10 protein-coding genes are annotated in these 13,814 nt (G+C 66.6%); 2 read left to right on the forward strand and 8 right to left on the reverse strand.

Features of this window, described 5'->3' with window-relative positions; all coding sequences use genetic code 11:
* Position 1 precedes the first annotated feature (1 nt).
* From ACZ3H8_RS07635 to ACZ3H8_RS07670, 8 genes are all read right to left on the reverse strand, one after another.
* The gene (locus ACZ3H8_RS07635) at positions 2-1,624 is read right to left on the reverse strand and encodes a peptide ABC transporter substrate-binding protein (RefSeq protein WP_467398696.1); all 1,623 of its coding nucleotides are present in this window, start codon (positions 1,622-1,624) and stop codon (positions 2-4) included.
* 171 nt (positions 1,625-1,795) lie between these two features.
* Positions 1,796-2,953, reverse strand: coding sequence for an ABC transporter ATP-binding protein (locus ACZ3H8_RS07640; protein ID WP_467398699.1), 1,158 nt, complete (start codon positions 2,951-2,953; stop codon positions 1,796-1,798).
* The gene (locus ACZ3H8_RS07645) at positions 2,946-4,004 is read right to left on the reverse strand and encodes an ABC transporter ATP-binding protein (RefSeq protein WP_467398701.1); all 1,059 of its coding nucleotides are present in this window, start codon (positions 4,002-4,004) and stop codon (positions 2,946-2,948) included. The genes ACZ3H8_RS07640 and ACZ3H8_RS07645 overlap by 8 nt, the downstream gene beginning before the upstream one ends.
* Before the next feature lie 14 nt (positions 4,005-4,018).
* Positions 4,019-4,972, reverse strand: coding sequence for an ABC transporter permease (locus ACZ3H8_RS07650; RefSeq protein WP_467398704.1), 954 nt, complete (start codon positions 4,970-4,972; stop codon positions 4,019-4,021).
* A complete protein-coding gene (locus ACZ3H8_RS07655; RefSeq protein WP_170146660.1) occupies positions 4,965-5,897 on the reverse strand; it encodes an ABC transporter permease in 933 nt (310 codons plus the stop codon). The genes ACZ3H8_RS07650 and ACZ3H8_RS07655 overlap by 8 nt, the downstream gene beginning before the upstream one ends.
* Positions 5,898-6,067: 170 nt before the next feature.
* A complete protein-coding gene (locus ACZ3H8_RS07660) occupies positions 6,068-7,705 on the reverse strand; it encodes a peptide ABC transporter substrate-binding protein (RefSeq protein ID WP_467398706.1) in 1,638 nt (545 codons plus the stop codon).
* A gap of 399 nt (positions 7,706-8,104) precedes the next feature.
* On the reverse strand, positions 8,105-9,979 hold the full coding sequence (gene typA, locus ACZ3H8_RS07665) for a translational GTPase TypA (RefSeq protein WP_467398709.1): 1,875 nt from the start codon (positions 9,977-9,979) through the stop codon (positions 8,105-8,107).
* A gap of 274 nt (positions 9,980-10,253) precedes the next feature.
* Positions 10,254-12,407 (reverse strand): ABC transporter family substrate-binding protein, encoded by a 2,154-nt coding sequence (locus tag ACZ3H8_RS07670; RefSeq protein WP_467398711.1) that lies wholly within the window; start codon positions 12,405-12,407, stop codon positions 10,254-10,256.
* A 321-nt stretch (positions 12,408-12,728) separates the two neighbouring features.
* Between ACZ3H8_RS07670 and ACZ3H8_RS07675 the strand changes: the two genes are divergently transcribed.
* Both ACZ3H8_RS07675 and ACZ3H8_RS07680 read left to right on the forward strand, forming a co-directional pair.
* A complete protein-coding gene (locus ACZ3H8_RS07675; protein ID WP_467398713.1) occupies positions 12,729-12,983 on the forward strand; it encodes a hypothetical protein in 255 nt (84 codons plus the stop codon).
* Positions 12,984-12,992: 9 nt separating this feature from the next.
* A complete protein-coding gene (locus ACZ3H8_RS07680; protein WP_467398716.1) occupies positions 12,993-13,814 on the forward strand; it encodes a hypothetical protein in 822 nt (273 codons plus the stop codon).

The following is a 13,814-nucleotide window of genomic DNA, read 5'->3' on the forward strand; positions in this document are numbered from 1 at the left end:
GTCAGTTGACCTTGATCTCGTTGTAGACGGGGACGCTGAAGGGGTTCAGCGAGACATTGGAGACCCGCTCCGAGTAGCCGGCACTGCCGTTCTGATACCAGAGCGGGATGGCGGCCATCTGGTCGCGTACGACCTCTTCGGCCTTCTGGAAGGTCTCGACGGCCTTCTTCGTGTCGGACTCGGCGTTGGCCTCGTTGACGAGCTTGTCGAACTCCGGGTTGCTCCACAGGCCGTCGTTGGACGAGGCCTTGGTGTAGTAGAGCGGCTGCAGGAAGTTCTGGATGAGCGGGTAGTCCATCTGCCAGCCGGCCCGGAAGGGGCCGGGCATCTTGTGCTGCCCGATCTGGTTGCGGAAGTCGGCGAAGGTGCCGACCGGGTTGCCGACGCACGCCGTGTCCTTGCCCAGCACATTGTTGATGCTGTTGCAGACGGCATCGACCCACTCCTTGTGCGAGCCGCTGTCCGCGTTGTACGAGAGCTTCAGCCTGCCGCCGGGGATGCCGCCGCCTTCGGTGATCAGCTTCTTCGCCTCGGTGGGGTTGTAGGTGCAGGGGTCACCGCACAGGGTCTCGCTGAAGCCGCCGTCCGCGCCGAGCACCGGCGAGGTCCAGTCCTTCGCGGGCGTACGCGTCTTCTGGAAGATCGTGTCGGTGATCTGCTCGCGGTTGATCGCCATGGACAGGCCCGTGCGGACCTTCGCGGCGCCCGGGGTGTTCCAGGCCTTGTCGTAGAAGGGGAAGGCGATGGTCTGGATGATGCCGGCCGGGGTGTTGATGTACCGGTCGCCGAGGTCCGCCTGCACATTCTTCAGCTGCGAGGCCGGCACATCGTCGACGAGGTCGAGGTTGCCCGCGGTCAGGTCGGTGTAGGCGGTGTTGTTGTCCGTGTACACATTGAGGTCGACGCCGCCGTTCTCCGCCTTGTCGCTGCCCGGGTAGCCGTCCCACTTGCGCATCGACATCTTCGAGCCCTTGGCGTACGAGTCGACCATGTACGGGCCGTTGCCGACGGGCTTGGACAGCCAGGCGGCGTGGTCGTCGAAGAACGCGCTGGGCAGCGGGGAGAAGGCGGCGTAGCCGAGGGTGTCGGGCCAGGTGGAGAACTTCTGGGAGAGCTTGACCGTGAAGGTCTTGTCGTCGACGACCTTGAGCCCGGAGAGGGTCTCGGCGGTGGGCTGGCCCTGCTCCGGGTGGACCTGCTCGTAGCCCTCGATGTAGCCGAAGAAGTACGCGTTCTTCTGGTTGTTCTTGAGGTTGGCGCCGTAGTTCCACGCGTCCACGAAGGACTTGGCGGTGACCTTCTCGCCGTTGCTGAAAGTCCAGCCGTCCTTGACGGTGACCGTGAAAGTTGTGGAATCCTTCGTGTCGATCTTCTCGGCGAGCATGTCCTTGGCCTCGCCGGTCTTCGGGTCGTACTGCTTGAGGCCACGGAAGAGCATGTCGAGGACCTTGCCGCCCTGCACCTCGTTCGTGTTCGCGGGCTCCAGCGGGTTCTGCGGGTCGCCCCACGAGGAGCTCACGATCCCGTCGGCGCCACTGCCACCGCTGTCGCCGCCGCAGGCCGTGGCCACGAGGGCGACGGCCACGGCGCATGCGGCCCATCTGGCGTGCGTGGCTCCACGCATGAGGTCGCCTCCAGTGTCCCGAGTCTCACTTAGGCCCAAATATCACCTCACACGCCATCGCGCGCATATTCTCATCGCCCGTCCGGACGAGCGGACGCAGTCGCGTACGACGACGGGGGCGTCCCGGGCCGATATGGGCCCGGGACGCCCCCGTTCACGTACTGCGCAGCACTACACCGCGTGGACGACGTCCTTCTCCTCGGCGAAGTGGCACGCGGACTCGTGCGCCGCCGGCGTGTCCGCGCCCTTGAAGCGCTCCGGGACCGCCAGCAGCGGGATCTCCTCGGCGCACTTGTCCTCGGCCTTCCAGCAACGGGTGCGGAAGCGGCAGCCGGACGGCGGGTTCGCCGGGGACGGCACGTCACCGGTGAGAATGATCCGCTCGCGGCCCTCGCGGGCCTCCGGGTCGGGGACCGGGACCGCCGACAGCAGCGCCTGGGTATAGGGGTGCGTCGGGTGGTCGTAGATCTGCGTGTCCGTACCGATCTCGGCCATCTTGCCGAGGTACATCACGCCGACCCGGTCCGAGATGTGCCGGACGATCGACAGGTCGTGGGCGATGAAGATGTAGGAGAGGTTGAACTCGTCCTGCAGCTTCTCCATCAGGTTGATGACCTGTGCCTGGACGGAGACGTCCAGGGCCGAGACCGGCTCGTCGCAGATGATGATCTCCGGGTTGAGCGCCAGGCCGCGGGCGATGCCGATGCGCTGGCGCTGACCGCCGGAGAACTGATGCGGGTACCGGTTGATGTACTCCGGGTTGAGGCCCACGACGTCCAGGAGCTCCTGGACCTTGCGGCGGCGGTCGCCCTTGGGTGCCACCTCCGGGTGGATGTCGAAGGGCTCCCCGATGATGTCGCCGACCGTCATACGGGGGTTCAGCGAGGTGTACGGGTCCTGGAACACCATCTGGATGTTGCGGCGTACGGCTTTGAGCGCACGGCCTGAGAGCCTGGTGATGTCCTGGCCCTTGTAGAACACCTCGCCGGCGGTCGCCGTCTCCAGCGTCATCAGCAGCTTGGCGACGGTGGACTTGCCACAGCCGGACTCGCCGACGATGCCGAGGGTCTCGCCCTGGTAGAGGTCGAAGGAGATCCCGTCCACGGCCTTGACCGCGCCGACCTTCTTCTTGAACAGGATGCCCTGGGTCAGCGGGAAGTGCTTGACCAGGTTGCGGACCTGAAGGATCGGCTCACCCTGAGAGACGGGCGCGTCGATGGCGGCCACGGCCTCGGCCTCTGTGGCGGCGTCGACCGTCTCGACGTCGGTGACGTTCGGGGTGGCGTCCACGGCGTCCGTCGGCTCGTCAGTCTTCTTGAGCTCAGCCATGGATCGTCTCCTTCCAGAAGTGGCACGCGCTGCCGCGGCCGACCAGTTCCGTGCCGTCCTGCTCGGTGACCGGAAGCAGTGCCGGGATCTCGGAGCGGCAGATGTCCTCCGCCTTGGTGCAGCGCGGGTTGAACGCACAACCGGACGGCACGCGCAGCAGGTTGGGCGGCAGGCCCTTGATGGCGAAGAGCTCCTGGCCCTTCTGGTCCAGGCGCGGAATGGAGTCGAGAAGGCCACGGGTGTACGGGTGAGCGGGGCGCTTGTACAGCTCGTGCACCGGGGCGGTCTCGACGATCCGGCCCGCGTACATGACCGCGATCTTGTCCGCGACGTCGGCGACCACGCCGAGGTCGTGGGTGATCAGGATCAGGCCCATGTTGTACTCGCGCTGCAACTCCGCGAGCAGCTCCATGACCTGGGCCTGGACGGTGACGTCCAGCGCGGTCGTGGGCTCGTCGGCGATGATCAGGTCCGGCTCCAGGGCGAGCGCCATCGCGATCATGATGCGCTGGCGCATACCGCCCGAGAACTGGTGCGCGTAGTCGTTGACCCTGGCCTTGGCGGCCGGGATCTTGACCTTGTCCATCAGCTCGATGGCCCTGGCCTTGGCGTCCTTCTTGGACAGGCCCTGGTGGACACGGAACATCTCGCCGAGCTGGTAGCCCACGGTGAGGACCGGGTTCAGCGAGGAGAGCGCGTCCTGGAAGATCATGGCGATCTTGCGGCCACGGATCTGCCTGCGCTCCTCGTAGGACATCTTGAGCATGTCCTCGCCGCGGAAGAAGATCTCGCCCTGCGGGATCTTGCCGGGCGGCATGTCGAGGATGCCCATGATCGCCTGCGCGGTCACGGACTTGCCGGAGCCGGACTCGCCGAGCACGGCGAGCGTCTCACCGGCGTTCACGCTGTAGTTGACGCCGTTGACCGCCTTGGCCACACCGTCACGGGTGTGGAACTCCACATGCAGGTCGCGGACTTCGAGCAGGGAGCCCTCGTAGTCGTTGCCGTCGCGCGGGGCGGGAACAGACGCGGTCTTGTCGATGATGGTCATGTCTTACGCCCTCCTCAGCGCAGCTTGGGGTCGAGGGCGTTGCGAACTGCTTCGCCGAGCATGATGAACGCCAGAACGGTGATGCTGAGCATGATCGACGGGTACAGCAGGATGTGCTGCGCCGTACGGATCTGCTGAACACCGGTGGAGATGTCGACGCCCCAGGAAACGATGGGCGAGGAGAGGCCCAGACCCAGGTACGACAGGGTCGCCTCGGCCGAGATGTAGCCACCGAGCGCGATGGTCGCGACGACGATGACCGGGGCCATGGCGTTCGGCAGGATGTGCCGGAACAGGATCCGGGTGGTGCCGGCGCCGAGGGCCTTGGCGGCGTGGACGTAGTCGGCCTGCTTGATGGTGATCACCGCACCGCGCATGACTCGGGTGATCTGGGTCCAGCCGAGGAACGCGAGGGCGAAGACGACCACCCAGATGGTGCGCTCGGTGAAGGACTGCAGCACGACCATGGCACCGAGCAGGAACGGGATACCGAAGAAGATGTCGGTGATCCGGGAGAGGATCGCGTCCGTGATGCCGCCGAAGTAGCCGGCGATCATGCCCGTGATGCCGCCGACGATGGTGACGATCAGGGTGACGCAGATGCCGACGATGACGGAGGCACGGGTGCCGTGGATGAGGCGGGCGTACACGGAGCGGCCCTGGCCGTCATAGCCGAGCCAGCCCTCCGAGCCGACGCTGGCCAGTTCCGGCTTGCCGAGGTAGTGGTTCACCAGGTCGCCGACCGTGGGCGAGGCGCTGGTGAACAGGCTCGGGAAGGCCGTGATGACCAGCAGGAAGAAGATCAGGACGGACGCGACCAGGAAGTAGGGGTTGCGGCGGAGGTCCTGCCAGGCGTCTCCCCACAGGCTGCGCGCCTTGTCCGGCTTCTGGGGCGCGGGCTCGGCGGCGGAGGGCGGCGCGATGGCGTCCTCGGTCGCGGCAGCCGCGGTCTTGGTCACGTCAGGCATAACGGATCCTCGGGTCCAGGACCGCATACAGCAGGTCGATGAGCAGGCTGGTGGCGAGGTAGACGAGCACCAGGACGGTGACGAGGCCGACCAGGGTGGTGCCCTCACGTCGGCTGATCGACTCGTAGATGACGCCGCCGATGCCCTTGACGTTGAAGATGCCTTCGGTGACGACCGCGCCGCCCATCAGGGCGCCGATGTCGGTGCCGAGGAAGGTGACGACGGGGATCATCGAGTTGCGCATCAGGTGGACACCGATGATCCGGCGCCTGGGCAGACCCTTGGCCACGGCCGTGCGCATGTAGTCGGCGCGCAGGTTCTCCGCCATCGAGGTGCGAGTGAGCCGGGCGACGTACGCGAGCGAGAGGCCGCCGAGCACGATGGCCGGCGCGATCAGCTCGGACCACTTCTGCTCGTTGCTGACGTTCGGCGCCATCCAGCCCAGCTCGAAGGCGAAGACCATCTTGATGATGAAGCCGAGGACGAAGACCGGGATCGAGATGATCAGCAGCGTGAAGATCAGGATCGCGTTGTCGGCGAGGCGGCCGGCCCGCAGACCGGCGATGACACCGAGGCCGATGCCGAAGATGAGCTCGAAGGCGAAGGCCAGCGCCGCGAGCTGCAAGGTGATGGGGAACGCGTCGCCCAGCACCTCGGTGACCGGCCGCCCATTGCGGATCTGGTTACCGAAGTCGAAGTGCAGGACGATATTGGTCATGTAGTTCCAGTACTGCTCCCAGATCGGGAGATCCAGCCCCAGTTCATGTCTCTTCGCCGCGAGGGTCGCCGGGTCGACGCCCTTGTCGCCGAACAACCCCGCCACGGGGTCGCCAGGCAGGCTGTAGACCATGAAGAAGATCAGAAAGGTTGTCCCGAGGAATACCGGGATCATCTGGAGCAGTCGTCGTGCGACATAGCGCCCCATCATGCCTCCGTTGAGATGTGACAGCCGCAGCCGACGGGCCCTCCCCCGGCAACCGCGCCCCAATGGGTACGCGAATGTCGTGGAAGGGCCCCCCAGCCGCTGCGTAAGGCGCCGTTGCGGGGCTGGCGATTCGTCAGCCCCGCAACGGCTTTCGGACTACGCCTGGGCGATTACTTCTTGACCTCGACGCCGGTCAGGATCGGGTCACCGTCCTGGCCGTACTTCACGCCGGAGACCTTCTCCGAGTAGCCCGCGTTGACCTTGTAGTACCAGAGCGGGATCGACGGCATGTAGTTGACCAGGTCCTTCTCGATGGCCTGGAACTGCTTCACCGAGTCGTCGAGCGTCGTGGCGCTGTCAGCAGCCGCGATCTTGGCGTCGAGCGTCTTGTTGGAGAATCCGCCCTGGTTGCCCGCAGCACCCGTACGGAACAGGTCGCTGACGAAGTTGGAGTTGACGGGGTAGTCCAGCACCCAGCCGGAGCGGTAGATCGACTTGACCTGCTGGCTCTTACGAGCGGTCAGGTCGGCCTGGAAGTCCGGCTTGCTGTCACCGGTGCACTTGACGCCGGTCGCCTGGGTGATGCTGTTGCAGACGGCGTCGACCCACTCCTTGTGGCCGCCGTCCGCGTTGAACTGGATGAAGATCTCGTTCTTCGGGACGCCGCCGCCGGCCTTGATGAGCTCCTTGGCCTTGGCGGGGTCGAACTTGGTGACGTCGCCCGCGGCGTTGTCCTGGTAGCCCACGACGCCCTTGGCGACCCAGCCCGTGGCCGGCTCACGCGTACCCTGCAGCACCGTCTTGGTGATGGTGGCGCGGTCGATGGCCATGGACAGACCCTGGATGACCTTCGGGTCGACCTGCTTCGGCTTCTTCCACTGGTCCGCGTAGAAGGCGATGGCCAGTGTCTGGATCGCGGAGTACGCCTGGTCGACGGCGCGGTCGCCGAGGTCGGCGCGGTAGACCGGGAGGTCCTTCGGGCCGATCTGACGCAGGACGTCGACGTTGCCGGACTTCAGGTCCTCGTAGGCGGCCTCGAGGGTGGTGTAGTTCTTGAAGAGCACACCACCGTTCTTCGCCTTGTTCGAGCCCTTGTAGTCGTCGTAACGGACGATCTTGATCTGCTTCTTGTGGTCCCAGCTGTCGAACTTGTAGGGACCGTTGCCGACCGGCTTCTCGCCCGCAGCCTTCGGGTTCTTGTAGAAGGACGCCGGCAGCGGGGCGAAGACGATGTAGGCGAGCTTGTGACCGAAGGCCGGGACCGCGCTCTTCAGGTCGATGGTGAAGGTGGTGTCGTCGACGACCTTGAGGCCCTCCATGGCCTCGGCGGTCGGCTTGGCGCCTTCCTTCTCCGGGTGCAGGGCGTCGAAGCCCTTGATGTCCGCGAACCAGGAGGACAGCCCCTGGGCGTTGTTGATGTTGGCGTTCCAGTTCCACGCGTCCACGTAGGACTTGGCGGTCACCGGGGTGCCGTCGTGGAAGGTCCAGCCCTTCTTGAGCTTGACGGTCCACGTCTTGGAGTCGGTGGTCTCCACCGACTCGGCGTTGATCATCTCCAGCGAGCCGTCGGCCTTGTAGTCGACCAGGGTCGAGAACAGGCCGGCCATGACGGCGGAGCCGTTGGACTCCATCGTGTCGCCGGTGTGCAGGAGCTTCTCCGGCTCACCCAGCTCGATGGAGAAGATCCCGTTCGGGTCCACTTCACCCTTGGCGTCGGAGCCACTGTCGCTACCGCCACCACAGGCGGTCGCTGCCAGAGCGACGATTACCGCACCAGCTACCCACTTGGCGCTCTTGGCACCGCGCATGGGTTTCCTCCTCATGAGTCCACTTGTCACTACAAGAGAGGCACATCTACGCGCGCTGACACCCCTGACAGCGAACACGTCAAGTACCCCGAGTGTGCTCGTGAGTCGGCGCTCCCCACAGCGCGTGACCCATTGACCCGAGCTCAATGGAGCCAACTATTAAGTACGCCCGAGCCGTAAACCACACTTAAAGGGTCTCGTTTTGACAACATCGCCGGACCCTCTCAGCCCGAAATCCGGACAAAGCGAGCACAGACAGACACCCGCGAAACGGACCGTTAACACATGTTCCGGAGAGCGCTAGCCGATATGCGGACACTCGAGCCAGGAAAACGAGTTGACGAACGGTCCGGCCCCCCGCAAGTTTCTGCGGGGGGCCGGACCGTCACTGATGATGCGTCAGTTGCGCTTGGCGCGAGAGGCCGTGCGGCCGCGCTCCTTCTGGTCCAGGACGACCTTGCGGATACGCACGGTCTCCGGGGTCACCTCGATGCACTCGTCCTCGCGGCAGAACTCCAGGGACTGCTCCAGCGACAGCCTCCGGGCGGGCACCACGTTCTCGGTGGTGTCCGCGGACGCGGCACGCATGTTGGTGAGCTTCTTCTCCTTGGTGATGTTCACGTCCATGTCGTCGGCGCGGGAGTTCTCGCCGACGATCATGCCCTCGTACACCTCGGTGCCCGCCTCGGTGAAGATGACACCGCGCTCCTGGAGGTTGACCATCGCGAACGGCGTGACCGAGCCCGAGCGGTCGGCGACCAGGGAACCGTTGTGACGGGTGCGCAGCTCGCCGAACCAGGGCTCGTGGCCCTCGAAGATGGAGTGCGCGATGCCCGTACCGCGGGTCTGGGTGAGGAACTCCGTACGGAAGCCGATGAGTCCGCGGGACGGGACGATCCACTCCATGCGGACCCAGCCCGAGCCGTGGTTGGTCATCGTCTCCATGCGGCCCTTGCGGGTAGCCATCAGCTGGGTGATGGCGCCGAGGTGCTCCTCGGGCGAGTCGATCGTCATGCGCTCGATCGGCTCGTGGACCTTGCCGTTGATCTCCTTGGTGACCACCTCGGGCTTGCCGACGGTCAGCTCGAAGCCCTCACGACGCATCTGCTCGACCAGGATGGCCAGCGCGAGCTCGCCTCGTCCCTGGACCTCCCATGCGTCGGGACGCTCGGTGTCCAGGACGCGGAGCGAGACGTTACCGATCAGCTCACGGTCCAGACGGTCCTTCACCTGGCGGGCGGTGACCTTGTGGCCCTTGCCGCCCTTGCCGACCAGCGGCGAGGTGTTCGTACCGATGGTCATGGAGATGGCGGGCTCGTCGACCGTGATCAGCGGGAGCGCGATCGGGTTCTCGGGGTCGGCGAGGGTCTCACCGATCATGATGTCCGGGATACCGGCGATGGCGCAGATGTCGCCCGGGCCTGCCTTCTCGGCCGGCTTGCGGGTGAGCGCCTCCGTCATCATCAGCTCGGTGATGCGGACATTGGACATGGTGCCGTCGCGCTTGATCCACGTGACGGTCTGGCCCTTCTTCAGCTCTCCCTGCTCGACGCGGCACAGCGCGATACGGCCCAGGAAGTTGTCGGCGTCCAGGTTGGTGACGTGGGCCTGGAGCGGCGCGGCCTCGTCGTACTCCGGGGCCGGGACGTGCTCGAGGATCGTGTTGAAGAACGGCTCGAGGTTCTCGCTGTCGGACGGGACGGTGCCGTCCTCCGGCTTGGTCAGCGAGGCGACACCGTCACGGGCGCAGGCGTAGACGATGGGGAACTCGATCTGCTCCTCGTCCGCGTCCAGGTCCAGGAAGAGGTCGTACGTCTCGTTGACGACCTCGTCGATCCGGGAGTCCGGGCGGTCCGTCTTGTTGATGCAGAGAATGACGGGCATCCGGGCCTGGAGGGCCTTGCGGAGCACGAAACGGGTCTGCGGCAGCGGGCCCTCGGAGGCGTCGACAAGCAGAACGACCGCGTCCACCATCGACAGACCGCGCTCCACCTCGCCGCCGAAGTCGGCGTGACCGGGGGTGTCGATGATGTTGATGGTGATCGGGGCCCCGCCGGCCTTGGGGTGGTACTTGACGGCGGTGTTCTTCGCCAGGATCGTGATGCCCTTCTCACGCTCCAGGTCGTTCGAGTCCATCATGCGGTCGTCGAGGTGCTCGGCGGCGTGCGCGGCGAACGCGCCGGCCTGCTTCAGCATGGCGTCGACCAAGGTGGTCTTGCCGTGGTCGACGTGGGCGACGATGGCAACGTTACGGATGTCGTGGCGCGTGGGCATGCTGACTAGCGCTTCTCTCGATCGTGGGATCAGGCGTCTGACGGTCGTAGCCTCGTCCGCCCGCCGGGCGGACACGCCACGGCTAGTCCTATGGTACGGGGCCGCCGCGTCGGGGGCTTCCCGGCCCGATCGGGAGAAGCATCGTGGAGCACTGGGGTGTACTGAATCGTGCAGTGGAGCGGGGTCGAAAGCCCGGGTCAAGGGTGATCACGATCTTGCCCGCCGGCGACGTCGGCGGGCAAGGGACTTGAGCCAGTTCTGAGGTTCTGACCTGCTACTTCTTAGTAGCTTTGGCGGCCTTTTGCTTCTTGAAGCCGATGTCCTGGTAGCGGGGTACGGCGAAGCCGAAGGCGCCCGCGTTGGCCACCTGGGCCTTGGCCGCGACCAGCTCGGGTCGCTGGTAGAGCGGGATGGACCCGGCCGCGGCCCAGATCCGGGCGTCGGCCCTGCGCACCAGGTCACGGGCGGCGTCCTCGTCCAGCTCGGCGGCCGCCTGGTCGAAGAGCTGGTCGATGTGGTCGGAGCCGACGCGGGTGTAGTTCTGCTCCACCAGCAGTGAGCCGTCGGCGGCGGGCACGGGCTTGGCGAAGATCGGGCGGGCGTCAGTCGCCGGGTAGGCGGTGGCGGGCCAGGAGTACAGCGCCAGGTCGTAGTCGCCCGATGCGATGTGGTCCTTGAAGTAGCTGTCGTCGGCGACCTTGGTGATCTCGGTGCGCACGCCGATGCGGGCCAGCATCTGCGCGATCTTGTCGCCCACACTGCGCAGCGCCTCTGAGCCATGCCCCGAGGGGAGGACGAAGCGCAGGGTGAGCGGCTTGCCGTCCTTGCCGATCGGGCCGCCCGCCCGGGCGGGGGCGGCCGTGCCACGCGGCGCATACGCTCCGGCGAGGCCGCCCTGCTTCTCCGCGGCGTTCGTCCGGGGCCTGGTCGCGGGGTCGTCGTCGAGGGCCTCGGCCTGGCGTTGCAGGGCCATGCCCTGGAGGGCCGCGGCGGGGGCGGGCGCGAGGACATGCGTACCGCTGCTGCCGGACTCGGGGCGGTGGCCGCCGCTCGCGGGTTTGTCGTCGCCGACGATGTAGAGCCCCTCGTCGGAAGCCTTGTCGTCCTTCTTGTTCGCCTCGGCCTTCTTCGGCTCGGTCGGGCTGGGTGACGGCTTCTTGTCGCCCTCGACCTCGCCGCCCGCCTTGGCCGGGTCGGGCTTCATACGCGCTCCGGCGCGCGTCCAGCCGGCGTCGGCCAGCAGCGCCTGCGCCTCCTGGGTGTTCTGCTCACCGAGCGCTGCGCTGTTGTCGGCGTACGCCCGCTGCCCGGCCAGTGCCAGATGGCTGCCGGGCGGGGTGGCGGGCAGGCCGAGCGGGGTCAGTACGGTCTCGGCCAGCTCCTTGCGGTTCAGCGCGCGGGCCACAGCGCGGCGCACCCGGTCGTCGGCGAGCGGTCCCTTCTCGCCGTTCAGCGCGAGCTGGGTGTACACGGGCTCCAGCGACTTGCGGACCACATAGCCGTGGGCGAGCGGCTGGCCGCCGGTGCTCTTCTTCTCCCCTGCCGCGGGGGCGATCCGGTCCGCGGTGCCGCGGTCGACCTCAGCGAGATCGACGCTGCCCGCGGTGATCGCGGCGGCGCGCTGGTCGCGCGGCACGGCGGTCAGCACCAGCCGCTCCAGCTTTGCCCGCTCCCCCCACCAGCGCGGGTTGCGTACGAGAGTGGTCGTGCCCGCCGCGCGGTCGACGGATTTCAGCTGGAACGGGCCGGCCATCACCTTGAGCATGGTGCGGGCCCCGTCGTTGAAGGAGGCCGGGGTGCCGGTGACCTCCCTCGGGTAGAGCGGAGTGAAGAGGGACCGCCAGTCCGCGTACGGCTTCTTGAAGGTGATCTTGACCTCGAGGCCGTTGGCGCCGCGCTCGATCTTCTCGATCCGCTCGTAGCCGGCGTTGCGCGCGGTCCAGTACGCGGAGTCCTTGCCGCTCAGCGCGCGCCACTGGGAGACGAAATCGGCCGCGTCGATCTCCCTGCCGTCGCTCCACACCGCCTCCTGGTTGAGCTTGTAGAGCACGACCTGCTTGGGCTCGCGCTTGACGACCTCGGCGGACTCCACGTAGTCGGGGTTGCGCTGCGGACGGCCGCTCCGGTCGAGGGTGAAGAGGGAGGGGAGCACGGCCCCGGCGATACGCGTCGTGGCGGCGTCCGCGTCGGCCTGGAAGGCGTTGAGCGTGGTGGGCAAGGCGTCGATCGCCCAGCGCAGCGTCCCTCCGTCGGCGACCAGATCGCGCCCGGCGGCCGCGATGTCCTGGGCCGCGGCCTTGCCGGTGTCGGGCTCACCCGAGCTGCAGCCCGACAGTACGGGCAGAGCAAGCACCCCGCTGGTGAGCAGCGCGACAGAGCGGAGCGTGCGGGAGCATGTCCTCCCGCGTGGCGCGTCGACCTTGGACATGGCTTGTACCTCTTCGTCCAATTTTGCGGAATTTGGAGATGATCACACCGATTCCCGTCCACTGAAGTGGAAGGAGCGCGACAGGTGGCGGCGACACGGCGTGACCAGACCCAAGGTCACCCGTGCGGCCCAATGCAGAACGGGGCAGAGTGCCACTTAAAGGGAGAAAATGGGGGTAGTGATATCCGAACCACAAGGGGCGCGCTGAAAGCGCATGCGCCGGGAATCCCTGTACGTCCCCTTCACAAGCGGGGACGTGACGCGCGACACTCGCAGGCGCATGAGCCATGCCACCGCACCCTGCGGAAGTGAGGGCAAGTCATGTCCCAGCAGGAAGACCTGATGGTGATTCAGCGGCGCCTCGACGAGCTGGTCCAGCGTGTCGGAGAGCTGGAGCGGACCGTCGATCAGCTGCGTGGCGCCGGCCCGGCCACGACTGCCGAGCCGATCACACAGGGCACGAAGACACCGGGCCGCCCCGAGCTGGTCACCATTCCCGACGTCCCGTACAACAACGCGCTGTGGACGGATTCGGACGACGAGGGCCTGGGCGTCCGAGACCGGCACGCTCCCTAGGAGACCTCGTTGGCCACAGGTACTGAACCACCACAAGTCAATACGGGCGTGCACGGTGCCGCACGCGCCGCCATCGGACCGCGCCATCTGCGCACCGACCGCTGGTGGCTGTCGCCCGCCCTGACCGCCGGCGGACTGCTCGCCTTCGTCGTCTACTCGACCTGGCGGGCATTCGCCAACGCCGACTACTACGCGGCGCCGTACGTCTCGCCGTTCTACTCGCCCTGTCTCGCGGAGAACTGCGAGCCGATGCGGAACGGCCCCAACTGGGAGATCTTCGGCAGCTGGTGGGGCCTGTCCCCGGCCCTGCTGATCCTGATCTTCCCGCTCGGCTTCCGGCTGACCTGCTACTACTACCGCAAGGCCTACTACCGGGGCTTCTGGGCCTCGCCCCCGGCCTGCGCGGTCGCCGAGCCGCACACGAAGTACACCGGCGAGACCCGCTTCCCGCTGATCCTGCAGAACATCCACCGGTACTTCTTCTACGCGGCGATTCCGGTCGCCGGGATCCTCACGTACGACACCGTGCTCGCCTTCCGCGACGAGCACTACGCGTGGGGCCATATGGGCCTCGGCACCCTCGTCTTCCTGGTCAACATCGTGCTGATCTGGGCGTACACCCTCTCCTGCCACTCCTGCCGGCACATCATCGGCGGCCGGCTGAAGCACTTCTCCAAACACCCGGTGCGCTACCGCCTGTGGGGCTGGGTCGGCAAACTGAATGACCGCCACATGCTGCTCGCATGGACCTCGCTGTTCAGCGTCGCGCTCGCCGACTTCTACGTCTATCTCGTCGCGTCCGGTGCCTTCGACGATCCGAGGTTTTTCTGA

It is taken from the genome of Streptomyces sp. NPDC002868, assembly GCF_055563295.1.

Excerpts from the sequence above, each read along its gene's own strand:
- ACZ3H8_RS07635 (WP_467398696.1), bottom strand. The coding sequence starts at position 1,624 with ATGCGTGGAGCCACGCACGCCAGATGGGCCGCATGCGCCGTGGCCGTC.
- ACZ3H8_RS07640 (WP_467398699.1), bottom strand. The coding sequence starts at position 2,953 with ATGGCTGAGCTCAAGAAGACTGACGAGCCGACGGACGCCGTGGACGCC.
- ACZ3H8_RS07645 (WP_467398701.1), bottom strand. The coding sequence starts at position 4,004 with ATGACCATCATCGACAAGACCGCGTCTGTTCCCGCCCCGCGCGACGGC.
- ACZ3H8_RS07650 (WP_467398704.1), bottom strand. The coding sequence starts at position 4,972 with ATGCCTGACGTGACCAAGACCGCGGCTGCCGCGACCGAGGACGCCATC.
- ACZ3H8_RS07655 (WP_170146660.1), bottom strand. The coding sequence starts at position 5,897 with ATGGGGCGCTATGTCGCACGACGACTGCTCCAGATGATCCCGGTATTC.
- ACZ3H8_RS07660 (WP_467398706.1), bottom strand. The coding sequence starts at position 7,705 with ATGCGCGGTGCCAAGAGCGCCAAGTGGGTAGCTGGTGCGGTAATCGTC.
- typA (WP_467398709.1), bottom strand. The coding sequence starts at position 9,979 with ATGCCCACGCGCCACGACATCCGTAACGTTGCCATCGTCGCCCACGTC.
- ACZ3H8_RS07670 (WP_467398711.1), bottom strand. The coding sequence starts at position 12,407 with ATGTCCAAGGTCGACGCGCCACGCGGGAGGACATGCTCCCGCACGCTC.
- ACZ3H8_RS07675 (WP_467398713.1), top strand. The coding sequence starts at position 12,729 with ATGTCCCAGCAGGAAGACCTGATGGTGATTCAGCGGCGCCTCGACGAG.